Source organism: Methylobacterium sp. SyP6R, from assembly GCF_019216885.1.
GTDB lineage: Bacteria > Pseudomonadota > Alphaproteobacteria > Rhizobiales > Beijerinckiaceae > Methylobacterium.
On the sequence record NZ_JAAQRC020000001.1, the window covers coordinates 5,303,364 to 5,329,165 of the forward strand.

A 25,802-nucleotide genomic window follows, 5' to 3' on the forward strand; every position below is an offset into this window, starting at 1 on the left:
GGGAAGCGGCCGCCCGTGAGGGAGGGACGGCCATGCTCACTTACGCGATCGGCGACATCCACGGCCGCGCGGATCTCCTGGCCCGCCTGCTCGCCCGGATCGAGGAGCACCGCGCCGGGCGCCCGCGCCGCCTGGTCTTCCTCGGCGACGCCGTCGACCGCGGGCCCGACAGCGCCGAGGTCATCGCGATCCTGCGTGACCTCCAGGCCGGCGAGCCGGAGGCGGTGACCTGCCTGATGGGCAACCACGAGGCGATGCTGCTCGACGCCGCCGCGGGTACGAACCTCGACCTGTGGCGGCTCAACGGCGCCGGCCCGACGCTCGCCTCCTACGGCGTCACGCAGCCCTGCGACCTGCCGGCCGAGATCGTCGCCTGGATCGCCGCCCTGCCGACCCTGCACGGCGACGCGCGGCGCTGGTACGTCCATGGCGGCCTCGACCCGGCCCGGGGCGCCGAGGAGAGCGACCGCGAGACCCGGCTGTGGATGCGCGAGCCGTTCCTGTCCTCGGACCACGATTTTGGCCGCCACGTCGTGCACGGCCACACCCCGACGCGGGACGGCCGGCCGGAACTGCGGGTCCACCGAACCAACCTCGATACGGGCGCGGTGTTCGGCGGCCCGCTCACCGCCGGTATCTTCACGGACGGGCAGGAGCCGCCGGTGGAGGTGCTGGCGGTGCGGTAGGCGGCCGGAAGCGGCATCGCTGCTCTCGGCGGTGCCGACACCCTCGATGTCATCCCAGGACCGTGCAGCAGAATCCGGTGGCATCGTATGAAATGCGGCAAAATCAACGATCTAAGGAGCTTCGAGATTGCAACTTGGTCGTGAAATAACCTAAAATCGTTGCAGAAATTCAAGCCGATGCCATTTCCAATACTTAAGGGCTGTGAGTGATGTCGATCCGGGCTGCGTGGTCCACCGAGCGGTGCTGAATGCCCTGCCAGCCGGTCCAGCCGGTATACAGACCGACCAGCACGATCAGTACGGCCGAGGCATAGGGGGCCTGTCGGGCGAAGCTGCCGAACCCTGACCAGCGCGAGGCGACGTGCTCGACGCTCAGCGCCGCCAGGACGCCCGCCGAGACCATCGTGAGTGCCAGCCCGATGCTGAAGCACGCCACCAGGGCGAAGCCGAGGCTCAACTCCTTGAGTTGGATGCACAACAGCAGCACCGTGACCGCGGCCGGGCACGGGATCAGGCCGCCGGTCAGGCCGAACATGACGATCTGTCCGGTGGTCACGGTGCGGCCCGCGAAGCGACGCCGGATGTCGTCGGCATGGGCGCGGGCGTGGGCGTCGTCCTCGGTGCCGAGGTTCATGTGGTCGTGCTCCTCGAACGCAACCTCATGGTTTTCCACTCCAGCCGGTAGTTCGAGGTGGAGCCGGGCCGTGAAGGCGTGCGGCTCCGGGATTTCCTCCAGGCTTTCGAGAAAGTCGTCGTTGCGCACGAAGCCGAAGGTCTGCCGAGTTCCATCCGGGCGCCGAGTGACGATGCCCGCCGCCTCGGCCTCCGGCAGTGGACCGCGCTCGCTGCGGAGACGCCAGCGCGGCGGCACGCCGTCCTCGAACACCTCCAGCGTCAACAGCCCTTCCCGGGTTGTGATGTGGTGCCTCTCGTCATGGTGATGATGGTCGCGGTGCTGCCCGCTCCACGTGCGCCACGCCATCCAGAGGGCGACGCCGACGATCAAGACGGCCGACGCCAGTTGGAAGTACGGCTCGCTCGCCTCTCCGGCATATTGCTGGCCGAAAGACTGGCCGCCGAGCGCGATCGCCCACACGACCGCCGTGTGCGAGAGCGTTGCCGCCAACCCCAGCAAGACCGCCTGCATGACCGTCCCGCGCACGGCGATGATGAAGGCAGCCATCATCGTCTTGGAGTGGCCGGGTTCGAGGCCGTGCAGCGCACCAAGCAGGATCGCGGTCGGCGCGAACAGCCACGCGTGCGCCGTCCCCTGCTGAAGCAGGTCGGTCAAAGGGGTCATGGCACGGGCTTTCGTTACTTGAGGTAGGTCTTCACCACCTCGATCAGCTCGGCCGCACCCCTGGCGCGGTCGGCGTCCGGCTCGTTGTCCGGGTTCACGACGTGGTGGCGGATATGGTCTTCCATCAGCTCGGCAGTCAGCCCATTGATAGCCCCGCGCATCGAGGCGACCAGCATCAGCACATCGGCGCAGCCCAGCTCGGCCTCCAGGGCGCGCTCGACCGCCTCCGCCTGTCCTTTGATGCGGCGCACCCGCGCCAGCAGCTTGGTCTTTTCCTTGATCGTGTGGGCCATGGGGGCAGCTTTCGCTTCTGGGTGGATATATAGGGGGGTACCCTATAGCGTGTCGAGCACGAATTGCGCGACCGGGGCATGGAGGCCCCTGGCATGAAGAAGGACGACCCCTGCGTCGGGGTGTGCGCGTGGGATGGAAAGACCGGCTGGTGCCTGGGCTGTGGCCGAACCGTGCCGGAGATCAAGGCGTGGCGGAAGCTCACGCCGTATCGGCGTACCGCGCTCCTGCGCGATCTGCCGCGCCGGGTGGAACAGTCGAGCAAACATCAGCCGATCGAAGCGGCTCCAGCCGGGAAGGCGCGACGCTCGTAGGTCACACGTTGCGAGCGTGGCCAATGCCCTCATACCAATGGCCCAAGACGCTGACGCATCGATTCGATCTCGGGCAAGCCCGAGATCGACGGGGCCATTGACCCATCTCGAATTTTCGACACCAAGGCAAAGGCTTGGCGAGAATTCGAGAACGGAACCAAAGGTCGTTTCCAACGACCGTAGGTATCATACCCGCTTCCTGCCCTCGACAGCCCGCCGCAAGGTCCCGCTGACGAGGTTCGAACCCCGGCGGAAGCAGGCGGCGCGAGGGCGACTCATTCCGCCACGTACGCCGCCAGCTCCTCCGGCTCCCCGGTCGGAAACGTCTCCCGCAGGTGATCCAGGAAGGCGCAGACCCGGGCGCTGAGGAGCCGGCGCGACGGGTAGAGCGCCCAGAGCGCGATGTCCGATCCCGCCACGTCGCCCCAGGAGACCAGCCGGCCGGCGGCGAGGTCGTGGGCGACGAGGGAGACCGGCAGGCGCGCCGCGCCGAGGCCGGTGCGAACCGCGTCGCGGATCATCACCAGCGACGACAGGACCAGCACGGGCGCGACGGCGAGCGATGCGCCATCCGCCAGGGTCCAGACGGCCCGCTCCTCCGACCGCACCACCGCCGGGGCGTAGTCCCCTTGCGCCGGGCGGGTAAGGCCGGGGCTCGCCGCCACCACCATCCGGTCGCGCAGGAAGATCCGGCCGACCAGGGCCTCCTCCGGGACCGGGTTGACCCGGATCACCAGGTCGTAGCCCTCCTCGACCATGTCGACGGCTCGGTCCTCGGTCGTCACGCTGAGGCGGACCTCCGGGTATTTCAGCGCGAAGCCCGCCGCCACCTTGCCCATGGCGATCTGCGAGAACAGCAGCGGCGCGCTGATCCGCAGCCGGCCCCGGGCCCGGGCCCCGCCGGCCGCGATCGCCGCCGCGGCCTCGTCGATTTCGGTCAGGAGGGCGCCGGCTCGCTCGTGGAGGGCGCGCCCCTCCTCGGTCAGCGTCAGCACCCGGGCGCCGCGCTCGAACAGGCGCAAGGCGAGGTCGGCCTCCAGCTCCGCGACCCGGCGCGACAGGGTCGCCTTCGGCCGGCCGGAGGCGCGGGCGGCCCGCCCGAATCCGCCATGGCGGGCGACGAGGGTGAAGTCGGCAAGGGCGAGCAGGTCCATCCGTTCCACCAGCGAGACGGTGCGTCCAAATCGGACGCCTATCGGCTCGGATACGGATCGCTCATCCTCCGGGGGTGTTCAACGACGAATGCGGAGCAATCCCATGACGATCCTGGTGACGGGCGCCACCGGCACGGTCGGCCGCCACGTGGTCCGGCAACTGGCGCAACGCGGCGCCGATGTCCGCGCCCTCGTCCGCGACCCCGCGAAGGCCGATCTCCCGCCCGGCGTCGCGGTGGCGAAGGGTGACTTCCTCGACATCGATGCGATGCGCAGCGCGCTGTCGGGCGTCTCCACCCTGTTCCTGCTCAACGCGGTGGTGCCCGACGAGGTCACGCAGGCGCTGGTCGCCCTCAACCTCGCCCGCGAGGCGGGCATCCGGCGGGTGGTCTACCTGTCGGTCATCCACAGCGATCGGTTCGTGAACGTGCCCCATTTCGCCGGCAAGTTCGCCGTCGAGCGGATGATCGAGGGCATGGTGTCCGAGGGACGGGGGTTCGAGGCCACCATCCTGCGCCCGGCCTACTTCATCGACAACGACCGCACGGTGGCCGACATGGTGCTGCAGCACGGGGTCTACCCGATGCCGCTCGGCCACAAGGGCCTGGCGATGATCGACGCGCGCGACATCGGCGAGATCGCGGCCCTGGCGCTGATCCGCCGCGAGCAGGGTGCGGGGCCGCTCGACCGCCTCACCCTCGTCGGGCCCGAGACGCTGACCGGGCCGAACGTCGCGGGACTCTGGTCGGAGGTGCTCGGCCGCCCGATCGCCTATGGCGGCGACGACACGGCCGGGTTCGAGCGGAACCTGCGGGCCGTCATGCCGCCCTGGATGGCCTTCGACATGCGCCTGATGGCCGAGCGCTTCCAGGCCGACGGGATGATTCCGGAGGCGGGCGACCGCGAGCGCCTGACCGCGCTGCTGGGGCGCCCGCTGCACGGCTACCGCGACTTCGCCGCCGCCGTCGCGGCCGCCGCCTGACCTCGCCCGTCGGCGGGCGACGGTGGAAACCCGGATATGGCGGTGCGAGAGTGGGGAATGGCTCCTGCTCTCCCCGTCCGTTGGGTCGTCATCGGCAATAGCGGCTCGGGCAAGAGCACCCTGGCCGAGCGCCTGGGCACGGCCCTGTCCGTGCCGGTCCACGACCTCGATCTCGTCCACTGGCATCCCGACGGAGGCAAGCGCGACGAGGACGAGGCCAGGGCGCGCGTCGCCGGGATCGCGGCGACCGAGGCCTGGATCGTCGAGGGCGTCTACGGCTGGCTGTCCCAGGTCGCCCTGGCGCGGGCGACGACGCTGGTCTGGCTCGATCTCCCGTGGGAGGCGTGCCGGGACGGCCTGCTCGCCCGCGGCCTGCGGCGCGGCATGACACTGGACGACCAGAGGGACCTGCTGGCCTGGGCGCAGGACTATTGGGCCCGGACCACCTCCTCGTCGTTCACCGGCCACCGGCGGATTCATGATGCCTTTGCCGGCACGAAGGTCCACCTGTGCACGCGCGACGAGGTGGCGGCCTTCATGGCCTGATGGCCCGGGATGGGCGGGGCTGTCCAGGGAAAGCCGTAGCGCGCGATCGGGGCTACCGCATGCGGATCAACCGCTCCTTCAATCCCGCCGGATACAAGGGCAGGCCGCCCGGACGATCGAGCGCATCGATGGCGAACCACGCGGCGCGGCACGGCTCGCCGTCGTCTTCGCGAAACGCGATGGGCTCCATGTCGGACAAGCATCCCTCGGGCAGGCGGATCTCGAACAGGGCGACGATCTCGTGGCCGACATGCCCGTGATGGGTGTAGATGCTCTCCAGGAAGACGGGCGGCCCGACGGTCTCCACGTCGAGGCCGAGCTCTTCCCGGAATTCCCGGATGACGGCGGCCTGCGCCGTCTCCCCGAACGCGACGCCGCCGCCGAGCGGCCGGACGCCCTTGAGGCTGCCGTCGTCGTTCGAGACTTCCGCGGCGAGCAGGCGGTCGCCGCGCCGGGGCAGGCCCAGAGCCTTGAACCGGATCCGCGCCTCGGGGCGCCAGACGCTCATCCGACCTCTCCCTCCGCCCACCATGCCCGCGCCGACCGGCGGCTCCCGGCTCAGTCCCGCCCCCGCCCCACCAGCCACGCCGGATCGAACCAGCGGTCGGCCTCGCCGTCATAGGGCAGGCGGGTGATGTCCCATTGCTGGATGAACGGCGCGTAGACGTTCCAGACCGCGATGCCGCCGCCGACATAGATGCGCCGGCCGGGATAGCGCGCCAGCACCGCCCGCGGGTCCTCGTGCGAGCGGATGATCGCGATGGTGCGGTCCTGATAAGCGAAGTCCGGCACCGCCTCGATGGTCTTCGGCCCGGCGATCAGCACGTGCCCCTGCGTCACGGCAAAGAAGCGCGTCACGTCCTCGACGTAGAGCGGATCGGCGTTGCCCTCCCAGGGCAGCCGCCCGTGGAGGCCGAGCTGGCCCCGCTGCCCGATGGCGCACATCGCCCGCACGTCGATCATCGGCCTCGACCCTCCCCGGCCCCGCAACCCGGCCCCCTGATAGCCCGCCCGCCGGGCGGAGGGCCAGCCGGCCGAAGGGCGGGGGCTCACGATCAGGGGATGCTGGCCTCCGCGCCCTCCGGCAGCGCGCTCGCCGGCATCGGCTTGCCGTACAGGTAGCCCTGGAGCTGGGTGCAGCCCTCCCGGTGCAGGCAGGCGGCCTGCTCGGGCGTCTCGACGCCCTCCGCCGTGGTGGCGATGCCGAGGCTGCGGCTGAGCCCGGTGATCGCCTGCACCACCGCCAGGGCCTCGCGGCTGTCGCAGAGCTCGCGCACGAAGGTCCGGTCGATCTTGATCTTGTCGAACCGGAACGCGCACAGGTAGCTCAGGGACGAATAGCCGGTACCGAAATCGTCGAGCGCGATCCGCGTCCCGAGCTGCTTGAGCTGTCCCAGCAGCGCCAGGTTGTTCGACGAGGCGTCGAGCAGGACCGATTCGGTGATCTCCAGCTCGAGCCGGGCGGCGGGCAGGCCGGAGGCGGCGAGCGCCGAGGCGACCTGCGCCGCCAGCGCCGCGTTGCGGAACTGCACCGGCGACAGGTTGACGGCGACGCTGCGGCCGCTCGTCCAGCAGCTCGCCTCCCGGCACGCCTCGTGCAGCACGAAGGCACCGATCTCGTGGATCATCCCGGTCTCCTCGGCGACCGGGATGAAGTCGAGGGGCGAGATCGGGCCGCGTAACGGGTGGTGCCAGCGCAGGAGTGCCTCGTACCCGACGGTCGCGCCGTCCTCCGCCCGGACGATCGGCTGGTAGTGAAGGCCGAGCTCGCGCCGGGTGATCGCCCCCCGCAGGTCGGTCTCGATCAGGCGGCGGTAGCGGGCCGCGGCCGCGAGCGCACCGTGGAAGCGCACGGACCGGCCGCCGCCCGTGCGCTTCGCCTCGTCGAGCGCGAGGTCGGCGCTGCGCAGGAGCCCGTCGGCGCCGTCGGCGTCGGCAGGCGCGAGGGCGAGGCCGATGCTGAGGCCGGCCTCGATCCGCTGGCCGTCGATCTCGATCGGCTCGCGCATCGCCGCGATCAGGCGCTCGGCCAGGGCCTCCGCCTCCGCTTCCGCCGCGAGGAGTGGGGCGACGACCGCGAACTCATCGCCGCCGAGGCGCGCCAGGGTGTCGCCCGGGCGCAAGGCCTCCTGAATGCGCCTGGCGACGGCGCGCAGCAGCTGGTCGCCGACCGGATGGCCGAGGGTGTCGTTGATGCACTTGAGGTCGTCGAGGTCGAGGCACAGCACCGCCGTGCCGGTTCCCGCCGCGTCCTTGCCCGCTGCGCCGTAGGCGGCCAGGGCCTCGTCGAGCCGCTGCCGGAACAGCTCGCGGTTGGGCAGGCCGGTCAGCGCGTCGTGATGGGCGAGATGGTGGATCCGCACGCTCGCGGCATGCGCCTCGCTGACGTCCTCGGCGATGAGCAGGCCGTGGAGCGGCTGCTCGCCGGTCCCGGCGATCGCCAGGGCGCGCATCCGGAGCGTGCGCGAGCCCCAGGCGGTCGTGACCGGCGCCTCGAGGGTGACGGCGGAGGCGGACGGGCTGCCGGCGGCCGCGAGGGCGGTCTTCAGCAGTGCGGCGAGGGTGGCCGGCAGCACCGCCTCCGCCGGCCGGCCGACCAGCTCGCCGGTGCAGCCGCAGAGCAGAAGCTCCGCCTGGCGGTTGGCGAGCCGGATCAGTCCCGTCGCCGCGTCCTGCACGACGACGCTCGACGGGATGGTGGCGACCACGCTGTCGAGGAAGGCCGTCGTCGCGGCCAGGTGGTCGCGGTGGCGCTCGGCGACTTCCTTGGCCTCCAGGAGTTGCAGTTCCTGCGCCCGCTTGTCGGTGCGGTCGCGGGTGATCTTGGCGAAGCCGAGGAGGCGACCGTCCTCGTCGCGGATCGCGTCGATGACGACGAAGGCCCAGAACCGGGTGCCGTCGCGGCGCAGGCGCCAGCCCTCGGTCTCGAAGCGTCCGGTCTCCCGGGCCTCGTGCAGGCCGGCCTCGGGCAATCCCGCCGCCCGATCCTCCGGGGTGTAGAGGCATGCGAAGTGCCGTCCGACGATCTCGTCGCCGGTATACCCCTTGGTGCGTTCCGCCCCGGCGTTCCAGTTCGCCACGATCCCATCCGGATCGAGCATGAAGATCGCGTAATCCGTCACGCCCTGGACGAGCAGCCGGTACATGACGTCGGTGCTTGCGGTCACGGCTGGCCGTCCCGTCTGCGGCCGGGCCCCGATGGGCCCAGTGTGATGAGGTTTTCCCAGTATCCGAGTTGGGCGGAGGGCCCCTAATTCAGTGTTAAATTTCGCTGCCGCAACGACCGAAACGGCCGAGACAGCACGAGAGTCCGCATCTCGAATTTTGCAATGAGCGATGAATGTTCAGACGATCCTTGATGCTTCTGCGGCGAGCATAAAATGCGCAATCCCGCCGCAGGCCTGTCCGTGTCGAGACGAGGCGGGCCCGCCCGACGGGACAGGCGCGCGCCCGACCGCCGAGGGAGTGTCGTCCCGGACGGCGATGCCGGTCGTGACGACACGCGGCGGCTTTTGGCTCAGGCCGGCTTCTGCGGCGTCAGCACCCGGCCGGTCGGGAAGTCGAAGATCGTCCCGCTCTCGGTCCAGTCCGGGCTCGCGAGCCGCACGATGTGGGGCGCCAGGTCCTCCGGGGTGCGCAGGGTCTCCGGATCCTCGCCCGGCATCGCGGCCTTGCGCATCGCGGTGCGCAGGGGGCCGGGATTGAGCAGCATCGCCCGCACCGGCGTCGTCTCGGTCTCAGCCGCGTAGGTCCGCACCAGGGCTTCCAGCGCCGCCTTCGACACCGCGTAGGGGCCCCAATAGGCCCGGCACGACGAGGCCGCGCCGGAGGTGACGAACACCGCCCGCCCGGCATCGGAGCGGCGCAGCAGCGGGTCGAGGGAGCGGATCAGGCGCCAGTTCGCCGTGACGTTCACGTCCATGACGCTCGACCAGACCTTCGGGTCGACGTGCCCGAGCGGCATCAGCTTGCCGAGCACGCCGGCATTGCCGACGAGCACGTCGAGCCGGCCCCAGCGCTCGTGGATCGCGGCGCCGAGGCGGTCGATGGCGTCGTAGTCGCACAGGTCCAGGGGGACGAGGGTGGCGGAGCCGCCCGCCGCCCGCACGGCATCGTCGAGATCCTCGAGGGCGCCTTGCGTGCGGGCGACCGCGATCACGTGGGCGCCGGCCGCGGCCAGCGCCAGGGCCGCCGCGCGGCCGATGCCGCGCGAGGCCCCGGTAACGACCGCGATGCGGTCGGCGAGGGGTTTTGGGGGGAGGAGGGTGTCGGACATCGGGTCAGCGGGCCTTGGGCTCAGTCGGCCTCGGCGAGGATCGCCATCCGGCGCGGCGAGGCGACCGCGAGGTCGGTCAGCGCCGTCGGGTAGTCGCCGGTGAAGCAATGGTCTGTGTATTGCGGGCAGGACGCGTTGCGGCCCTCCTCGCCCATCGCCCGGTACAGCCCCTCGATCGACAGGAAGGCGAGCGAGTCGGCGCCGATATACTGGCGCATGCTCTCCAGGTCGTGGGTGGCGGCGAGCAGCTTCTCCTTCTCCGGCGTGTCGATGCCGTAGAAGTCGGGATGGGTGATCGGCGGCGAGGCGATGCGGAAATGCACCTCGCGGGCGCCGGCCTCGCGCATCATCCGGACGATCTTCACCGAGGTGGTGCCGCGCACCAGGCTGTCGTCGACGAGCACGATCCGCTTGCCCTCGACCGCCGCGCGGTTGGCCGAGTGCTTCATCCGCACGCCGAGCTCGCGCACCGACTGGGTCGGCTGGATGAAGGTGCGGCCGACATAGTGGTTGCGGATGATCCCGAGCTCGTAGGGCAGCCCGGTCTGCTGGGCGTAGCCGAGCGCCGCCGGCACGCCGGAATCCGGCACCGGGATGATGATATCGGCCTCGGCCGGCGATTCCTTCGCCAGCTCGACGCCGATGTTCTTGCGCACCGAGTAGACGTTCTTGCCGTTGACGACCGAATCGGGGCGGGCGAAGTAGATGTACTCGAAGATACAGGGACGCAAGGGTTGCGCCCGGGCGAAGCGGATCGACTCGATGCCCTCTTCCGAGATCACCACCATCTCGCCGTTCTCGACGTCGCGCACGAAGCGGGCGCCGATGATGTCGAGCGCGCAGGTCTCGGAGGCCAGGATGTAGCGGCCGTCGAGTTCGCCGAGCACCAGCGGGCGGATGCCGAGGGGATCGCGGGCGCCGATCAGCTTCTTGTTCGTCATCATCACGAGGGCGTAGGCGCCTTCGATCTGGCGCAGGGCATCCATCACCCGGTCGACGATGCGGACGTGGCGCGAGCGGGCGACGAGGTGGAGGATCGCTTCCGTATCGGAGGTCGACTGGCAGATGGCGCCGTCGCGCACGAGTTGCCGGCGCAGCAAGAGGCCGTTGGTCAGGTTGCCGTTATGGGCGACCGAGAGCCCGCCGGTCTCGAGCTCGGCGAAGAGCGGCTGCACGTTGCGCAGGATCGTCTCGCCGGTGGTCGAGTAGCGGACGTGGCCGATCGCGGTCTCGCCCTTCAGGCGCTCGATCGTGGCGAGGTCGGAGAACGAATCGCCGACGAGGCCCATGCGGCGCTCGGAATGGAACACCCGGCCGTCGAACGACACGATGCCGGCCGCCTCCTGGCCGCGATGCTGCAGGGCGTGCAGACCGAGCGCGACGATCGCCGAGGCATCGGGATGGCCGTAGATGCCGAAGACCCCGCATTCCTCGCGTAAGGTATCGCCGTCGAGATCGAGATCGCCGCCGAACGCCTCGCTCGCCCCGGGGGCGCCCCGGAAGGTTTCGCTGCGTGCTGACATGATGAGAAGCCCCTGGTGGCCGGTCACCGCACGGCCTCGCCTCGCCGACCCCGCGCACCGACACCATCCGCGCGCGGGCCTGATTCACCCCGGGAGGCAGGTTTCGGGCCGCCCGCATCCGAAGCGTCGCGTCCGATCGGTTGCCTCACCGCCGGCTATGTAAACGCTGCCTTCGGCGGAACCAAGGCGTCAAACCTGCGTTGCGCGGCCTACCTCACATGCAAAGGGCGCCGGTCGGGCGCCCTTGCAACATCCTGGTGAACGGTCCGTGGCCCGGCTTCAGCGGCGCGGGCTGGCATCGGTCCGGCGCTGGGGCGGGGCATCGGCCTCGGCCGGCGCGTCGGTGCCCGGATCGGTCTCGGGCTTGGGCTTGCGGAACTGCTTGAGCAGGCCTTCCGGATTGTCCGGCAGCATCGCCACCAGCTTCTGGCCGCTATTCTCCAGGATCTCGCGGCTGCGGGCCTGCTGGGCCCAGTCCGGCACCTTGCCCTGGACCAGCCAGGCCAGGAACACCCAGCCGATGACGCAGATCAGGAAGCCGCGGGCCGCCCCGAAGGCGAGGCCCAGGCTGCGGTCGACCGCGCCGATGCGCGAATCGAGGATCAGGTCCGAGATCTTCACGGTGATCACCGAGACCACCAGCAGGGTCACGAGAAAGATCGCGGCGATCGACGCCACCAGCGAGACGGTGTCGCTGGAGACGTGCTGCTTCACGGTCGGCAGTAGCAGCGGGTGCAGGGTCCAGGCGAGGCCGGCCGCCGCGACCCAGGCCACGATCGCCAGCACCTCGCGCGTGAAGCCCCGCACCGCCGCGAGCAACGCGGAGATGACGACGACACCCAGCACGACGAGATCGAGAACGGAGAACGGCATCGGCAGGAACAGGTTCGGGGGCGTGCGCGTTGGCTCGGGTCGCGGCTGCCCTGCACCGCCGGGGTTGTATACGCTGCCGGATGCGCTTCGTCACCCTGCCGTTGGCAGAGCCCGTGCCCGTGGCGCGGGGCGGGGCCCATTCGGGCCGATCGACCGGTTCTATCCCACGCGCGACCTCATCCTGAGGTGCGAACGAAGTGAGCCTCGAAGGAGGGCTCCCGGTAGCATTGAGGCTTCTGGAGCCCTCCTTCGAGGCCTCCGCTTCGCTCCGGCACCTCAGGATGAGGTCGCGGGTGGGACGGCAAGCGAGGCACTTGTTCTCATCTCGGCAATGGGCAAGCGCTCAAACATCCTCGTCGTCATAGGCCGGCATCCGCTGCGGCGGGCGCCGCCCGCCCCGGACCGGCTTGCCGCTGGCGGCGACCCCCGCCACGAGGTCGGCGATGTGGCGAAGCGACTCCGCCGGAAACCCCGTCCCGGACCCGTCCCGCCCGGCGCCCTCGCGGCCCTGCGGCATCAGCGCCTTGGCAAAGCCCAGCTTCTGCGCCTCCTTCAGCCGCGCGGGCGCCTGCGCCACCGGCCGGATCGCCCCCGACAAGCCGACCTCGCCGAAATACACCGCGTCCGACGGCAGGGCCGAGCCCGAGAGCGAGGAGACCAGGGCGGCGGCCACCGCGAGGTCGGCGGCGGGCTCGCTGATGCGTAACCCCCCCGCGACGTTGAGATAGACGTCGTGGCCACCCAAGCGGATGCCGCCATGGGCCTCCAGCACCGCCAGCACCATCGACAGGCGGTTCGGGTCCCAGCCGACCACCGCGCGCCGCGGCATGCCGAGTGCGGACGGCGCCACCAGGGCCTGGATCTCGACGAGGAGCGGCCGCGTGCCCTCCATCCCGGCGAAGACCGCGGTGCCCGGCGCCGCAAGGTCGCGCCCGGCGAGAAAGAGGGCGGAGGGGTTCGGCACCTCGGCCAAGCCCCCGTCGGTCATCTCGAACACCCCGATCTCGTCGGTGGGGCCGAAGCGATTCTTGACCGCGCGCAGGATGCGGAAATGGTGGCCCTGGTCGCCTTCGAACGAGGCCACCGCATCGACCATGTGCTCGACGACGCGGGGGCCGGCGATCTGCCCGTCCTTGGTGACGTGGCCGACCAGGATCACGGCGGTGCCGGAGGTCTTGGCGAAGCGGATCAGGCTCTGGGCCGAGCCGCGCACCTGGGTCACCGTGCCGGGGGCCGATTCGACCGTCTCGGTCCACATCGTCTGGATCGAGTCGATGATCGCCAGCGCCGGCGGCTTGCCCTGGCTCAAGGTGGCGATGATGTCCTCGACATTGGTCTCGGCGGCGAGTTCGACGGGGGCGCTCGCGAGACCCAGCCGCTCGGCCCGCAGGCGCACCTGGCCCACCGCCTCCTCGCCCGAGATGTAGGCGACGCGCTCACCCCGTTTCGCCAGCGCGGCGGAAGCCTGCATCAGCAGCGTCGACTTGCCGATGCCGGGATCGCCGCCGAGCAGGATCACCGAGCCGCGCACGAAGCCGCCGCCCGTCACCCGGTCGAGCTCGGCGATGCCCGACGAGGTGCGCGGCGCCTCCTTGACCTCGCCGGTCAGCCCTTCGAGCGGGAAGATGCGTCCCCGCGCCCGGCTCGGCCGGGTCGCGACCGGGCCGGAGACCGGGCTTGCCGCGCCGGTCTCCTCGACGATCGTGTTCCAGCCGTTGCAGGCCTCGCAGCGGCCGCGCCAGCGATTGTAGACCGCGCCGCAGGACTGGCAGGCGAAGGTCTGGTGGTTCTTCGCCATCGGCGGCTGATCTCCGGGGCTGAAGGCCGCGCGCCGGCCTCCTGGGTGTGTTCCTGATATGTCCCGAGGGGCACGCCGTTGCAACCGCGCGCCAGCGACCGTTCAGACACGAACCCGCCGCGCTCGCGTCCCAATCCCCGGCGAAAGCCAGGCCTTATCGTGACGATGGATGCGGATGATGGCCCGGACCGGTCGACCTTACCACTACGACCGCGTCCAGCGCGGCTTCCACTGGCTCATGGCGGCGCTGATCGTGGTGGCGCTCGGGCTTGGCATCTACGCCGCCTGGCAGGTGCCCGGCACCTCGCCGCGGCGCGAGATCCTCGACATCCACAAGTCGATCGGCCTGACGGTGCTGCTGCTCCTGCCGCTCCGCTTCGTCTGGCGGCTCGTCGCCGGCGAGCCGGCCTATCGTGCGCCGCCGTCGCGCCACGCCCACATCGCCGCGACGCTGGCGCATCTGACCCTCTACGCCCTGATGCTGCTCTTGCCCGTCAGCGGCTACGTCTATTCGGCGGCGGGCGGCTACGGCCTGCCGTGGTTCGGCGTCTTCTCGTTCCCGCGCCTCGTGCCGGTCGACAAGGCTTTGTCGCAGGCGGGCTACGGCGCGCATTACTGGATCGCCTGGGGGCTCGGGATCGTGCTCGGCCTTCATGTCCTCGCCGTGGCCTGGCACGCCTGGATCCGCCGCGACGAGGTGATGGGGCGGATGTGGCCGGGGCGGGTGGGCGGGGATGAGGCGCGGTCGGCGTGATGTGATTCGATACGAGTAAAGCGCAGGTGCCCTCCTCTCCCCGCGGGCGGGGAGAGGGCTGCGAACCCCTTGTCGGGTTCGCAGCGAGCCCGCAGGGCGGGGGTGAGGGGGAAGTGCCGAATGTGGCTCCTCCGGAAACACCCCCTCACCCTCGCTCCGGCTGCGCCTGCGCTTGCTGCTGACCCGACGAGGGGTCAGCAGCCCTCTCCCCGCCCGCGGGGAGAGGAGAAATACGCGCCATATCCGTCCAGGCACCGGCGGAAAACGCATTCTCCACCAACGCCCCGACCCGATCCGCCACCAGCGCCTCGTCGAACAGGATGCGGAAGAGAATCGGCGCGATGACACGGTCCAGCACCCTGTCGAGATCCGGAAACGCCTCGCCCCGCGCCGCCGCGCGCTCGGCGATGACGGCGATCTGCTGCCGGGCATAGCCGCAGCAGCGCCGGGGGCCGGCCTCGCCATCGGCGGCGAGCACGTCGCGGATCATCTCGCGGCCGAGCTGCGAGGCCATCTCCTCGGCATATTGCTCGGCCCAGGCCAGGAGGTCGCCGCGGCCGCTGCCGGTCTCGACCGGCACCATGTCCGGCCGCAGCCGCTCGACCGCCACGTCGGCGAGCAGGTCGTTCAACTCGCCCCAGCGCCGGTAGATCGTCGAGGGCGTGACGCCGGCCTCCGCGGCGACCAGCGGGATCGTCACCGCGGCGCGGTCCATCCGGGCAAGGAGATCCCGCGTGGCACGATGGACCGAGGCTTGGACCCGTGCGCTGCGCCCGCCCGGGCGCGGCCCTCCCTCCCGCTCCGCCATCCCACCCTCCAAACGCAAAGAATTTGCTTTTAGCCCGCCGGAGCGCTAACTCTTAACGCAACGGATTTGCTTTAGGGGCATGACGATGCGCGAAGGTCAAGGATCCCGGCGGGTCGACCCGCTCACGGTCCACGCCATGACGCTGGGCGCGTTCTTCGCCGCCGCGGCGGCCCCGACGCCGCTCTACCGGATCTACCAGGAGACCCTGGCGCTCTCGCCGGTCTTCGTCACCCTGGTCTTCGCGGTCTACGCGGTCGCCCTGCTGAAGGCGCTTCTCGTCGCCGGCTCGCTCTCCGACCATCTCGGGCGCCGCCCGGTGATTGCCGGGGCGCTCTGGCTCGAGGCGGCAGCGATGGGCCTGTTCCTGCTGGTCGGGAACGGGGCCGGCTGGCTCGTCGTCGCCCGGATCACCCAGGGGCTCGCCACCGGCATCGCCGCCGCGTCGTTGGGCGCCGCCCTCGTCGATGTGGATCGCACCCGCGGGCCGATCGTCAACGCCGTGGCGCCGCTCGCCGGCATGGCTGTGGGCGCGATCGGCACCAGCGCGCTGATCCAGTATGCGCCGCTGCCGCTGCACCTCGTCTACGGCCTCCTGCTCTGCATCTTCGCCGGGCTGGCGCTGGCGGTGTGGTCTATCCCTGAGAGCGCCGCGACGCGGCCCGGCGCCCTCGCCTCGCTCAAGCCCCGCATGGCCGTCCCGTCCCGGATCCGGCGGCCCCTGGCGCTGGTGACGCCGATCAACCTTGCCAACTGGACGCTCGGCGGCTTCTACCTCTCGCTGGTGCCCTCGGTGGTCGCGGCGGCCACCGGCAGCGGCGCGCCGCTCACCGGCGGTTCGGTCGTCACCGCCCTGATGGTGGCCGGCGCGGTCTCGGTGCTCCTGCGCCGCACGGCGGCGCCGCAGGCCAACCTGACCTTCGGGGTGCTCACCACGGCTCTCGGCGTCGTCGGAGTCGTCGCCGGCATCCATGCGGCGAGCGTGCCGGTGCTGATCCTCGCGACCCTCGTCACCGGAAGCGGCTTCGGCGCCAGCTTCCTCGGCTGCCTCGGCACGATCATGCCGCTCGCCGAGCCCGACGAGCGCGCCGGGCTGCTCGCCGCCTTCTACGTCCAGAGCTACCTCGCTTTCAGCCTGCCGGCGGTCGGCGCCGGATTCCTCGCCCGCACCCTCGGCTTTGCCGCCACCGCCGACCTCTACGCGGCGGCGGTCCTGGTGGTGAGCCTGGGCGGGCTCGCGGTGATGCGGGCCCGGTCGGGGCGGGGCCTGGTGGTGGCATAGGCATCGTTCGCCGAAGTGGTCACCGGTTCGGCAACAAAAATGATGCCAAAGCCAGAAGCTCAGCAGAGCTGCGCCATGCAGTTCTGCCGAGCCGCCGAGGGGGAGGGGGTTTAAGTCCCCACGCGTCCCCCACCCCTTTTCGTGATCGCCACCACGGCCGGGCGCGGCGGCAGGGCGGGGTCGAAATCGGGCCAGCGGGTCGCCGGGTTCTCGAAGGTGGCTGGCTGCGCGGTCGGGTCCTCCTCGTCGGCCTCGCCGGGATGCTGCACGGCGACGAAGAAGGTGGTGTCGTCGGGGGCGAAGTAGGGGCCGCACATCTCGGCCCCCAGCGGCACCTGGAAGAAGTGCTTGGCGGTGCCGCGGCGGGCCCCGTCCGTCTCCATCGCCCAGATGCCGTCGGCGCGCCCGGTCTTCGACGGCGAGTTGCCGTCCGTGGCGACCCAGAGGCGGCCCTCTCCGTCGACGGCGCAATTGTCCGGCATGCCGAACCAGCCGTCCTTCGTCGTCGCCGACGAGAAGGTGGCGCCGATTGCCGCGACCGACGGGTCGCCGCAGCGCACCAGCACCTCCCAGGCGAAGTCCTTCGCCCCGAAGTCGCCGCCCGCGGGCGACAGCTCGACAATGTGGCCGAAGCGGTTGTCCGGCCGCGGATTGGCCGCGTCGACCTGGTCGGCCTTGCGGCGGGTGTTGTTGGTCAACATCACATAGACCTTGCCGGTCTTGACGTTGGCCTCGACGTCCTCCGGCCGGTCCATCTTGGTGGCGCCGAGCAGATCGGCGGCCCGGCGGGTCTCGATCAGCACGTCGGCCTGGTCGCGAAACCCGTTCTCCGGCGTCAGCGGGCCCTCGCCGAACACGATCGGCAGCCAGGTGCCGCGCCCGTCCGCGTCGAAGCGGGCGACCGACAGCGTGCCGTGATCGAGAATGTCGCGGTTGGCCGCCTTGTCGGCCGTGTTCACCGCGTCCGTCGTGACGAAGCGGTAGACGTAGTCGAAGCGCTCGTCGTCGCCCTGGAACACGACGTAGCGGCCGTCCCTGGCCAAGGCCCCGGCGGCGCCCTCGTGCTTGAAGCGGCCCATGGCGGTGCGCTTCACCGGCACGCTCGTCGGATCGAACGGATCGATCTCGACCACCCAGCCGAAGCGGTTCGGCTCGTTGGGCTCCTTGCCCAGGTCGAACCGGTCGTGGAAGCGGGCCCAGCCGTAGAGGTTGCCCGGCATCCCGAGGCGCTTGTGGTTCCTGGCCTCGATCTTGGCTTCCGCCGAGCCCTCCGGCAGGCGGCCCTGGAAGTAGTAGTTGATGTTCTCCTCGCAGGTCAGCCACGTGCCCCAGGGCGTGACGCCGCCGGCACAGTTGTTGAGCATGCCCAAGACCGTCTTCCCCTCCGGGTCGGCGCCGGTGCGCAGGCGGGCCGAGCCGGCGGCTGGGCCGGCGAGCCGCATCGGGGTCATGGCGGTGATGCGGCGGGCGTAGCGGGAGTTCGGCACCACGCGCCAGCGCCCGTCCTCGCGCTTGACCTCGATCACCGAGCCGCCATGGGCCGCCATCTCGATGTCGACGAGGTCGCGGTTCATGCCGGCGAACGCCGCCTTGCCGTCCTGCCGGCCGAGGCCGGGGAACATCAGCTCCTCGTTGGTGTATTCGTGGTTGACGACGAGGAGGCCGTGGCCGGCGGGATCGCCCGCGCCCGGCAGCGGGAAGAACCCCAGGAAGTCGTTGTTGTAGCCGAATTGCATGCCTTGCGCGGCGGCCGACTGCCTGTGCGGGTCGAAGGCCGGCGCGCCGGGCAGGACCGGATCGCCCCAGCGGATCAGCACCTCGGCGTCGTGGCCGTCCGCCACGTGGTGGCGCTCGTCGGCGCCGGCCGGCAATTCGCGGAACGGGAAGGTCTCGGAGGCTGCCGCCGCGACCGCCCGGGGTGCCAGGGTCGCGGAGATCGCCGAGACGGCGAGACTCGCGGCCAAACCTCCCGTCACCCCCCCGCGAAGAATCTCGCGCCGGTCGAAGCGCCGGGCCACGATCGCGCCGAGGGTCGGGTTGGCGCTCGGGTTCGAGCCGGCATCCTCGGATGCCTCGGCCTGCTGCGATCGGTTCAGCGACGGCTGTGTCATCGGGCATCCTCGGCGCACATCACGAATCAAACCGGACGCTTACCTTAGGGACCATGGCGCCCGGATGACAGTTTTCGGCGGGGCGCCCGCCGTCGGGCTGCCAAGTCCTGCGACAGAGCAAGTCCTGCGACAGAGCAAGTCCTGCGACAGAGCAAGTCCTGCGACAGAATCGGTGCTCCCGGGCGCGAGCCTCACGGCAGCAGATGCGCGTCCAGCCAGGGAGCTGGGGCCGGGTGCGGCAGACGGCGGGCGATCCAGTCGATCACCGCGTCGGGCGTGTCGAAGAGCGGCGCGCGGGCCAGCGCCTCGCCGGGGCCGTAGGTCTCCGCCACGCGCCACTTGTGGCGCTGCTCCGGCGCGGCGGCGGTGCCGGGCTGCAGGCGGATCAGCAGCGAGACCAACTGATCGCCGAGATAGATCAGGCAGCCATCCTGATCGAGCCCGTCGCTCTGCACGCGGAGATGGCGCTTCGTCAGCGTGCCGGCCGGTCTCGTCTGGGTGCCTCGCCCGAACATCGTGCTCCTCTAAATCTTCCCGCTGTGAGCTGACATGACGGCTTGGGAGATATCGACGCGAATGCCGGCAATTCCCTATACCGAAGAATTGTTCCGCGCGATTCACCATGATCCTGCATTCAAAAGATGTGCCGCACCTCGCGCAACCTAAAATTGGTTAAACAACCGTAAATAGTATGGTCTCGATTGATCGTGACATGCTTCGACCGTGCCCTCAAGTGTCCCAGAGGCTGGGATCGATTGTCGGATCCGGTGTCCACCGCCCCATGGCCCAGTCCGCGATGGCCGGCCTGGACGGGAAGGCGCTCCGGCCGAAAGCTGCTAGACAGCCGGCCGGGCACCGGAAGACCGGGCCGGCGGGAGGGAGTGCCGACGCCATGGACGACGAGACGTTTCGAGCCTGGGCGCGCCGGGCCGCCGACTGGTCGGTGGATTACCTGTCAGGCGTCGGCGAGCGGCCGGTGCGGGCGCAGGTGGCGCCGGGCGAGATCTTTCGCCAGCTGCCCGAGGCCCCGCCTAAGGCGGGCGAGCCGATGGAGGCGATCTTTTCCGACCTCGACCGGGTGGTGATGCCGGGCATGACCCATTGGCAGCATCCGCGCTTCTTCGCCTATTTCCCGGCCAATGCCAGCCCGCCCTCCCTGGTGGCGGAGTTCGTCACCGCGGCGCTCGCCGCGCAATGCATGCTCTGGCAGACCTCGCCGGCGGCGACCGAGCTCGAGACCCGGGTGATGGACTGGCTGCGCCAGATGATCGGGCTGCCCCAGGACTTTTCCGGCGTGATCCAGGATTCGGCCTCGGGCGCGACGCTCGCCGCCCTCCTCACCGCCCGGGAGCGGGCGCTGGACTTCACCGGCAACGCGAACGGCCTCGCCGGCGGGCCGGTGTTGCGGGTCTACGCCTCCGAGCAGGTGCATTCCTCGGTCGACAAGGCGGTGCGCATCGCCGGCATCGGCGACGCCAACCTGGTGCGGATCCCGGTCTCGGGGGCCCTCCACGGCATGGACCCGGACGCCCTCGACGCGGCGATCCGAGCCGACCGCGAGGCGGGGCTGAGGCCTGCCGCCATCGTCGCGTGTCTCGGCGGCACCGGCATCGGCGCCTGCGATCCGATCGAGGCGGTCGCCGCGGTGGCGCGCCGGCATGGGGTGTTTCTCCACGTCGATGCCGCCTGGGCCGGCAGCGCGATGATCTGCCCCGAATTCCGCGACCTGATGCGCGGCGCGGAGCTTGCCGACAGTCTGGTGTTCAACCCGCACAAGTGGCTGTTCACCCATTTCGACTGCTCGGCCCATTTCGTGCGCGACCCGAAGGCGCTCACCGACACGCTGGGCCTTCGCCCCTCCTATCTGCGCACGCTCGGCCGCGACGGCGTCGTCGATTACAACGAGTGGTCGATTCCCCTCGGGCGCCGCTTCCGGGCGCTGAAGCTGTGGTTCGTGATCCGCTCCTACGGCGTCGAGGCGTTGCAGGACATGATCCGCGCCCATGTCGCCTGGGCGCGGGAGCTGGCGGAGATCATCGACGCCGATCCCGACTTCGAGCTGACCTCGGCCCCGGTCCTGTCGCTGTTCAGCTTCCGCTACGCGCCCGCCGGTGTCCTCGACCTCGACGCGCTGAACGCCCGCCTTCTGGAGCGCATCAACGACGACGGCCGCACCTATCTGACCCAGACCCGCCACGCGAACCGCTTCGTCATCCGCTTCCAGGTCGGCCAGACCACGACGACGCGGGCGGACGTGATGATGGCGTGGGACGCGGTGCGGGAGATCGCGCGCAGCGGATGCACGTAAGCCTTCCAACTTATAACAATTACGTCGGTTCAAAATAAATTTCATATTTTTGACTTATTGTTTTTGATTAAATTCATATGCAACAAAATTCAAACGCTGGTTCGGTCATCCAGGCGATATAATTTACATTTGTTTAAAGGCATTCGCTGCATGTGGACGACGCGATCAGGAACAGTTGCAAGCAGTGGGCACTCCGATTTCAATATGCTGTGTAATGTTGCAGCCGTAGCGAAAGGTTTTCCGCCTGCACTAATTATAATCGAGTGAATATTGGTCCGGTTTATACGCGAAATAGCTAGATCAATCAGCTTAATCGTTTCATTTAAATTCCATCTTTTTGTTTTTAATATGCCATCTGGGTCAATATCTAAATTTCTACACAAGCTCTGTAGAGACGCAAAGCTTTTACTATCTCTCACGGCCTCGTCTTCGATAATTAAATCGATCCGGGCTGGCTCAAGTTCTCTAATTTTAGCTATTGTTCGCTGAAAATCTAGACCGCATAAAAGTATAATATGTCTTGGTAAATTTGGTTTATACTTTCCTTCGGAATATGGAACGGCCGAAAAGCAAAAATCGATATCATTAATATCATGATGTAAGGGCCCTGCAGCATAGACATCATGAAGCCAAAGACCATTATATTGGTAATCAGCTTGCTGATATAAGATATCAATACCAGAGACAGCCCTTGTGCGAACCAACATTCCAACTATTGATGAGAGGGCTATTTTACTTATTGCCGTCGCGTCGATTAAAACTCTTCTTCTTTTTCCAGAAAAATTACGAAGATTTTTGTCGAAAAAATGCCGCATCTGCTGGAATTCTTTGGCAAAAATCATTGTATTTTCTGAATCGGACCAGCGGAAATATTCTTGATTAATTCGATCTGAGTAGACGACCAAGCCATTTTGATTTATATTGTAGCCTAGATTAACGCCACATTTGTAAAAATTTAACTGATTGATCCATTCTAACGTATATTCAGAATGAATATATCTAGGTGACAATATACCACAAGCGTAAATGTTATCATATGGCGATATATTTTCGATTGTATCTTCATATAAATCGTACCAGCCGATTCTATGTGATGAAAATGCATCTCCACCGTTTATCTTCATCATATCAAATCCTGCTGGTTCAGATCGGAAGCGCTATTCGCAGATTTTTCTTCCAAGATTTTCAAAATTTTTTCTGCCCAATGGCGGCTATCAAATTGCACACTTTCCGTTAGAATGATAAAATCAGATAAAGGTACCTGCACACTTCTTTGTGGCCCTCGTGAAGAAAAATTATATATCGGAGCTATTAACCTATGAAGCCTGAATGTTACTTCGTTTGTCTCCGATATATTTCCGTGAGATCTAAATTCTCCTTCAATGACACGAATAGATCCTGTATTTTGCCCCCTTGCCAAAGCTTTTCGGATCAAAGTTATAGTGTTTTCTTCGTCTAGCAACATGTACTCGGAGAAGTCCAGTCGAATCGCCCCGCGTTCCGGCTGAGATAATGCTCGAAATTTATCTTTTGACTGCAGCATCCTATTTAACTCAGCTACACCATTTACAATGCGCGCCAATGTACGCCCAATTCGGTCAGTCGCATTGTCCACTTGCTCAAGATAAGTGCGGCTTGCTTCGCGAAAGCATTTTGTTTGCTTATCGATTGGTATATGTCGTCCGTCTTCTAAATTAAAAAAAGGAATTAGCGACCTTTTCCGATCTCGATAATCTTCGGCAACAGAATCATACAAAACAGAAAGTATCCGGAGGAAGTCTCGTATGCAACCATCAGCTAAAAGTATCAACGCATTTTTTCCCGCATAGGGAGTTTGCCGACTTAACTCGTTAGCGGCGCAGACCAAGGCAGCAATATTTTTTTGTCGAAAATAGTTATCTACACCAGCTGGATTACGTATAGCCAGAAATTGCTCAAATCGGCCCTTGTCTTCGGCAAATAGTATATTAAAAATATACGTATGATATAAATAATTCATTTTGTTGATTTTATGGGTGTTCCAGCGAGCTCCGCGCAACCCACTCGATTTATCCGCCAATTTTTGTGCAACATATTCTACGTTTTTCAGTAGCCGCTCTCGAAATGCATTGCTACTCGTATTGTCTACAAGGTCTGAAAACAGCATACTGATATTTAGATTGCCTAGAAGTTTTGCATAATTAGATCTATGAGGTTCATGGTCATCTGTATCTCTACTGTAAGTTCTTATATCATATATTTTTTGACACAGCCGCCAAAAGTTCCTTGGATTATCTCTGTAACTTAAATCAACCAATTCAACATCATGGTGTGTGAGGGGCGAAGAGCTGTCTGGCGACAGAGATGGATCGTAACCTCCTGTGACGTATGATAAATTCCAAGTTATAGGAGATGTATTTATCTCAATAATGCTGTTAAGTAGACCCTGTTCATTCTTGCCAAATCTATGCACATCATCAAGAGAGATTTTTATATGCTTGGAAATACCAGTCCCACGAAGTATTGCGCTATCACTAATCATTTGACAGAAATCGCGATAAAATTTAACGGGGTCAACATATTCCAATAACCGCAGTATACGCTCTGGACGCAATCTGATACTGTTAATTCTCATACTCATACAAATTTTTGAAAGAATAGACCCGCATTCCAAAATCGTTTTTGCAGACGTTAAGTCGACTTCTTGCGAAAAATGCTGACGCAATAAAAATAAAAATCCTGATACAAAGCCGTTTTCGTCATATGCATTGTACTGCAAGATGCCAGCAATTCGACATTCGTCTATCGAGTTCAAAACCTTTATAAGGCATGTGAATATTAAATATGATTTGAACCATTGACTATGTATACTAATATCACTTGATAATAATAATTTTTGTTCGCTATATATACCATCGAGTTGAAGCGGCAAAAATTCTGTAAACTCAGCGATTATATTTATATACACACCTAAGCAATTTTCAGGCCTATCATCCGGATTCAGAAACCAATGATTATGATTGATGCTTGCTAAAGGATCTAGGCAGTTTAAAAGCGCGGTCTTGCCTGTGCCGCGAAGTCCGCTTATAAGGCATGCTTTAGGCGATGCAACTTTTGATATTTCGGGCGGTATCCATATCCTGTGTGATATCTCAGTTTCCCATCTGTGCGCTGTAAATGGATTGCTCCTAGGTGGTGTCTTGCTCATATCGCGCTGCCTATGTTCCACCGTTTAGACGCTCGATTTCGATTGGCGATTTGCACTAATCCGAGCCATTCAAGCTCAAGTAATGCCCGTTCGATAGCATCTTCCGGTTCAAGGGGATATTTTTTGCATACATCGCCAAAATGCAACTGCGAATTACTGGCAAATGTATCATGAAACATCCTTCGAGCAAGTTCCGTTATAGCGGCAATTCTGTGTGGCCCCTGCCTGAAGGGGATTCTTCTAGGCTCCAAGCGAGTCATTTTTCCTATTGAGTCTTGTCTTACGGCGTTTATCACAAGACCTAACGGACTACCGTCTTCTGAAAAGTGAATTTCTAATACATTATATCCATTGATAAACTCAGGCGCCGAAATTGATATGACGCAACTGGTTGGATTGCTTTGACTAAATACGACTTCAATAGGGTCTTGATGAATATGACCATGGAGATAAATAATTGGATCATCCTTGCTTGCTAAAAAAGATCTAAGTTCCCCTGAATTCATTAATTCACTAAAAAGGGCAATACGAGGAACAGTCTGAGGTAGTAGATTATGGTGACCAACAACTACATGTACCGAAGAGGGGTTTTCATTAGAGTTGCGAATAATCAAATTATCAAGTTTGTGAAGAATGCTCGAGTCGATTAGTGGTGCATCGAGCCGCTCTGTCAAATCCATAAAACTATTTACTGCGTCGTCGATTTGTTTATCAGACGTCGATCTTAGAATATCTTTCAGTCTATTTGAAAGCTCGGCTCGCATGGAGTCTGGGAACGATAAAAATTCTCCGCAGCCGATGCAGGTATTGATCCCATATATGAATGCCGACAACTCTCCTTGTTTTGCAGTGATTACCGAGATATTTTCGGCGGAGTTATGAGCATAGCCATATTTACCAATCTTTTCTATATAATATTGAAACTTTCCATATCTATCTCCGGAGCTTGACGGACATTTCGTTCTATCAACGTCATGATTTCCCGGCACGAAAATAGATCTCGCATGACCGTGTTTTCCAAGTAAAATTTTAATAACATTTCTATCGAGATAGTCTATGCACTCCTCCATTGATTGCATCTGAGATAATAGATCGGGATTGCCAGTTGTATAATCTCCCATAAAAGCAATAGCATCAAAATACTGCTCTTCATACTGTGAGAAAGATTCGGATATTTTCTGGATTCGCAGGCCTATCGGCGCAATTTCATCAGAAATATCAAACGGGTCTCTTTTCAAATCAGCGTCTGGACGATTGGAAATAGCTTCAGGAAAATGAATATCTCCGATTTGTAGAATACGAAGCGGCCGATTGCGCAATTTTTTTCTCCTCACCGCCTGAATGTCACAACAAATTTATATCATTCACTCCTTTAAATGTTATCTTCCAGAAATTTGGAAAAGGCAATAGGCAGCCAACATGCATCTTCGACTGGAAATCTGATCGCGTCACAATTTGTATTCGTTCAACTATGAATAAAAACAAAAACTAATTCACTAGTTTCTTGCTAAATATATCTTATACTAAATAAATATAATTATACAAATACAAAATCACACACTTTTTTGAATAGGCGAATACACCATTCGTTTTTGACCGTTGGGGAGAAAAT

At 64.6% G+C, this 25,802-nt stretch carries 23 protein-coding genes; 7 read left to right on the forward strand and 16 right to left on the reverse strand.

Features of this window, described 5'->3' with window-relative positions; all coding sequences use genetic code 11:
* Positions 1-32: 32 nt before the first annotated feature.
* Positions 33-686 (forward strand): metallophosphoesterase family protein, encoded by a 654-nt coding sequence (locus HBB12_RS24285; protein WP_236991719.1) that lies wholly within the window; start codon positions 33-35, stop codon positions 684-686.
* A gap of 193 nt (positions 687-879) precedes the next feature.
* Here the strand turns inward: HBB12_RS24285 and HBB12_RS24290 are convergent, their stop codons facing one another.
* Together HBB12_RS24290 and HBB12_RS24295 are read right to left on the reverse strand one after the other, a co-directional pair.
* The gene (locus HBB12_RS24290) at positions 880-1,986 is read right to left on the reverse strand and encodes a nickel/cobalt efflux transporter (RefSeq protein ID WP_236991720.1); all 1,107 of its coding nucleotides are present in this window, start codon (positions 1,984-1,986) and stop codon (positions 880-882) included.
* Between the two features lie 14 nt (positions 1,987-2,000).
* Positions 2,001-2,279: a metal/formaldehyde-sensitive transcriptional repressor gene (locus HBB12_RS24295; RefSeq protein WP_236991721.1), complete on the reverse strand. Its 279-nt coding sequence runs from the start codon at positions 2,277-2,279 to the stop codon at positions 2,001-2,003.
* 93 nt (positions 2,280-2,372) lie between these two features.
* On the opposite strand from HBB12_RS24295, the gene HBB12_RS24300 reads away from it, so the two are divergent.
* Positions 2,373-2,591: a DUF1289 domain-containing protein gene (locus tag HBB12_RS24300; protein ID WP_236991722.1), complete on the forward strand. Its 219-nt coding sequence runs from the start codon at positions 2,373-2,375 to the stop codon at positions 2,589-2,591.
* 275 nt (positions 2,592-2,866) lie between these two features.
* Here HBB12_RS24300 and HBB12_RS24305 read toward each other — a convergent pair whose 3' ends face one another.
* Positions 2,867-3,745, reverse strand: coding sequence for a LysR family transcriptional regulator (locus HBB12_RS24305; RefSeq protein WP_236991723.1), 879 nt, complete (start codon positions 3,743-3,745; stop codon positions 2,867-2,869).
* A gap of 103 nt (positions 3,746-3,848) precedes the next feature.
* Between HBB12_RS24305 and HBB12_RS24310 the strand changes: the two genes are divergently transcribed.
* Positions 3,849-4,727 carry an SDR family oxidoreductase gene (locus HBB12_RS24310; RefSeq protein WP_236991724.1) on the forward strand — a complete coding sequence of 293 codons (879 nt, stop codon included), beginning with the start codon at positions 3,849-3,851 and terminating at the stop codon, positions 4,725-4,727.
* A 57-nt stretch (positions 4,728-4,784) separates the two neighbouring features.
* Positions 4,785-5,273, forward strand: coding sequence for a P-loop NTPase family protein (locus HBB12_RS24315; protein WP_236991725.1), 489 nt, complete (start codon positions 4,785-4,787; stop codon positions 5,271-5,273).
* A 52-nt stretch (positions 5,274-5,325) separates the two neighbouring features.
* Here the strand turns inward: HBB12_RS24315 and HBB12_RS24320 are convergent, their stop codons facing one another.
* The 7 genes from HBB12_RS24320 to radA form a co-directional block, all read right to left on the reverse strand.
* The gene (locus HBB12_RS24320; RefSeq protein ID WP_236991726.1) at positions 5,326-5,781 is read right to left on the reverse strand and encodes an NUDIX hydrolase; all 456 of its coding nucleotides are present in this window, start codon (positions 5,779-5,781) and stop codon (positions 5,326-5,328) included.
* A 50-nt stretch (positions 5,782-5,831) separates the two neighbouring features.
* A complete protein-coding gene (locus HBB12_RS24325; RefSeq protein ID WP_236991727.1) occupies positions 5,832-6,236 on the reverse strand; it encodes a dihydrofolate reductase family protein in 405 nt (134 codons plus the stop codon).
* Between the two features lie 92 nt (positions 6,237-6,328).
* Positions 6,329-8,440: a sensor domain-containing protein gene (locus tag HBB12_RS24330; protein WP_236991728.1), complete on the reverse strand. Its 2,112-nt coding sequence runs from the start codon at positions 8,438-8,440 to the stop codon at positions 6,329-6,331.
* A gap of 350 nt (positions 8,441-8,790) precedes the next feature.
* A complete protein-coding gene (locus tag HBB12_RS24335; RefSeq protein WP_236991729.1) occupies positions 8,791-9,549 on the reverse strand; it encodes an SDR family NAD(P)-dependent oxidoreductase in 759 nt (252 codons plus the stop codon).
* Positions 9,550-9,569: 20 nt separating this feature from the next.
* The gene (gene purF / locus HBB12_RS24340; protein WP_236991730.1) at positions 9,570-11,072 is read right to left on the reverse strand and encodes an amidophosphoribosyltransferase; all 1,503 of its coding nucleotides are present in this window, start codon (positions 11,070-11,072) and stop codon (positions 9,570-9,572) included.
* Positions 11,073-11,351: 279 nt separating this feature from the next.
* Positions 11,352-11,945 carry a CvpA family protein gene (locus tag HBB12_RS24345; RefSeq protein ID WP_236991731.1) on the reverse strand — a complete coding sequence of 198 codons (594 nt, stop codon included), beginning with the start codon at positions 11,943-11,945 and terminating at the stop codon, positions 11,352-11,354.
* A gap of 343 nt (positions 11,946-12,288) precedes the next feature.
* On the reverse strand, positions 12,289-13,743 hold the full coding sequence (gene radA, locus HBB12_RS24350) for a DNA repair protein RadA (protein ID WP_236991732.1): 1,455 nt from the start codon (positions 13,741-13,743) through the stop codon (positions 12,289-12,291).
* Positions 13,744-13,918: 175 nt separating this feature from the next.
* Here radA and HBB12_RS24355 point away from each other — a divergent pair, with 175 nt between their 5' ends.
* Complete coding sequence (locus HBB12_RS24355; RefSeq protein ID WP_236991733.1) at positions 13,919-14,497, forward strand: cytochrome b; 579 nt, start codon at positions 13,919-13,921, stop codon at positions 14,495-14,497.
* 145 nt (positions 14,498-14,642) lie between these two features.
* Here HBB12_RS24355 and HBB12_RS24360 read toward each other — a convergent pair whose 3' ends face one another.
* Positions 14,643-15,305 (reverse strand): TetR/AcrR family transcriptional regulator, encoded by a 663-nt coding sequence (locus HBB12_RS24360; protein WP_442919313.1) that lies wholly within the window; start codon positions 15,303-15,305, stop codon positions 14,643-14,645.
* A gap of 85 nt (positions 15,306-15,390) precedes the next feature.
* On the opposite strand from HBB12_RS24360, the gene HBB12_RS24365 reads away from it, so the two are divergent.
* The gene (locus HBB12_RS24365; RefSeq protein WP_236991734.1) at positions 15,391-16,584 is read left to right on the forward strand and encodes an MFS transporter; all 1,194 of its coding nucleotides are present in this window, start codon (positions 15,391-15,393) and stop codon (positions 16,582-16,584) included.
* A 110-nt stretch (positions 16,585-16,694) separates the two neighbouring features.
* Here the strand turns inward: HBB12_RS24365 and HBB12_RS24370 are convergent, their stop codons facing one another.
* Together HBB12_RS24370 and HBB12_RS24375 are read right to left on the reverse strand one after the other, a co-directional pair.
* Positions 16,695-18,695 (reverse strand): PhoX family protein, encoded by a 2,001-nt coding sequence (locus HBB12_RS24370; RefSeq protein ID WP_236991735.1) that lies wholly within the window; start codon positions 18,693-18,695, stop codon positions 16,695-16,697.
* A 191-nt stretch (positions 18,696-18,886) separates the two neighbouring features.
* A complete protein-coding gene (locus HBB12_RS24375; protein ID WP_236991736.1) occupies positions 18,887-19,210 on the reverse strand; it encodes a hypothetical protein in 324 nt (107 codons plus the stop codon).
* Between the two features lie 377 nt (positions 19,211-19,587).
* Between HBB12_RS24375 and HBB12_RS24380 the strand changes: the two genes are divergently transcribed.
* Positions 19,588-21,003 carry a pyridoxal phosphate-dependent decarboxylase family protein gene (locus HBB12_RS24380; RefSeq protein ID WP_236992878.1) on the forward strand — a complete coding sequence of 472 codons (1,416 nt, stop codon included), beginning with the start codon at positions 19,588-19,590 and terminating at the stop codon, positions 21,001-21,003.
* Positions 21,004-21,092: 89 nt separating this feature from the next.
* Here the strand turns inward: HBB12_RS24380 and HBB12_RS24385 are convergent, their stop codons facing one another.
* The 3 genes from HBB12_RS24385 to HBB12_RS24395 are packed head-to-tail and all read right to left on the reverse strand — an operon-like array spanning position 21,093 to position 25,509.
* Positions 21,093-22,130, reverse strand: coding sequence for a hypothetical protein (locus tag HBB12_RS24385; RefSeq protein ID WP_236991737.1), 1,038 nt, complete (start codon positions 22,128-22,130; stop codon positions 21,093-21,095).
* Positions 22,127-24,190, reverse strand: coding sequence for an ORC-CDC6 family AAA ATPase (locus tag HBB12_RS24390; protein ID WP_236991738.1), 2,064 nt, complete (start codon positions 24,188-24,190; stop codon positions 22,127-22,129). Before HBB12_RS24390 ends, HBB12_RS24385 begins: the two co-directional genes overlap by 4 nt.
* Positions 24,187-25,509: a metallophosphoesterase family protein gene (locus HBB12_RS24395; RefSeq protein ID WP_236991739.1), complete on the reverse strand. Its 1,323-nt coding sequence runs from the start codon at positions 25,507-25,509 to the stop codon at positions 24,187-24,189. The genes HBB12_RS24390 and HBB12_RS24395 overlap by 4 nt, the downstream gene beginning before the upstream one ends.
* Positions 25,510-25,802 lie beyond the last annotated feature (293 nt).

Coding starts and splice junctions, on each gene's coding strand:
- HBB12_RS24315 (WP_236991725.1), top strand. CDS start 4,785: ATGGCTCCTGCTCTCCCCGTCCGTTGGGTCGTCATCGGCAATAGCGGC.
- HBB12_RS24365 (WP_236991734.1), top strand. CDS start 15,391: ATGCGCGAAGGTCAAGGATCCCGGCGGGTCGACCCGCTCACGGTCCAC.
- HBB12_RS24290 (WP_236991720.1), bottom strand. CDS start 1,986: ATGACCCCTTTGACCGACCTGCTTCAGCAGGGGACGGCGCACGCGTGG.
- HBB12_RS24375 (WP_236991736.1), bottom strand. CDS start 19,210: ATGTTCGGGCGAGGCACCCAGACGAGACCGGCCGGCACGCTGACGAAG.
- HBB12_RS24305 (WP_236991723.1), bottom strand. CDS start 3,745: ATGGACCTGCTCGCCCTTGCCGACTTCACCCTCGTCGCCCGCCATGGC.
- HBB12_RS24355 (WP_236991733.1), top strand. CDS start 13,919: ATGATGGCCCGGACCGGTCGACCTTACCACTACGACCGCGTCCAGCGC.
- HBB12_RS24325 (WP_236991727.1), bottom strand. CDS start 6,236: ATGATCGACGTGCGGGCGATGTGCGCCATCGGGCAGCGGGGCCAGCTC.
- HBB12_RS24320 (WP_236991726.1), bottom strand. CDS start 5,781: ATGAGCGTCTGGCGCCCCGAGGCGCGGATCCGGTTCAAGGCTCTGGGC.
- HBB12_RS24345 (WP_236991731.1), bottom strand. CDS start 11,945: ATGCCGTTCTCCGTTCTCGATCTCGTCGTGCTGGGTGTCGTCGTCATC.
- HBB12_RS24370 (WP_236991735.1), bottom strand. CDS start 18,695: ATGACACAGCCGTCGCTGAACCGATCGCAGCAGGCCGAGGCATCCGAG.
- HBB12_RS24300 (WP_236991722.1), top strand. CDS start 2,373: ATGAAGAAGGACGACCCCTGCGTCGGGGTGTGCGCGTGGGATGGAAAG.
- HBB12_RS24285 (WP_236991719.1), top strand. CDS start 33: ATGCTCACTTACGCGATCGGCGACATCCACGGCCGCGCGGATCTCCTG.
- HBB12_RS24390 (WP_236991738.1), bottom strand. CDS start 24,190: ATGAGCAAGACACCACCTAGGAGCAATCCATTTACAGCGCACAGATGG.
- HBB12_RS24295 (WP_236991721.1), bottom strand. CDS start 2,279: ATGGCCCACACGATCAAGGAAAAGACCAAGCTGCTGGCGCGGGTGCGC.
- radA (WP_236991732.1), bottom strand. CDS start 13,743: ATGGCGAAGAACCACCAGACCTTCGCCTGCCAGTCCTGCGGCGCGGTC.
- HBB12_RS24310 (WP_236991724.1), top strand. CDS start 3,849: ATGACGATCCTGGTGACGGGCGCCACCGGCACGGTCGGCCGCCACGTG.
- HBB12_RS24385 (WP_236991737.1), bottom strand. CDS start 22,130: ATGATGAAGATAAACGGTGGAGATGCATTTTCATCACATAGAATCGGC.
- purF (WP_236991730.1), bottom strand. CDS start 11,072: ATGTCAGCACGCAGCGAAACCTTCCGGGGCGCCCCCGGGGCGAGCGAG.
- HBB12_RS24335 (WP_236991729.1), bottom strand. CDS start 9,549: ATGTCCGACACCCTCCTCCCCCCAAAACCCCTCGCCGACCGCATCGCG.
- HBB12_RS24380 (WP_236992878.1), top strand. CDS start 19,588: ATGGACGACGAGACGTTTCGAGCCTGGGCGCGCCGGGCCGCCGACTGG.
- HBB12_RS24360 (WP_442919313.1), bottom strand. CDS start 15,305: ATGGCGGAGCGGGAGGGAGGGCCGCGCCCGGGCGGGCGCAGCGCACGG.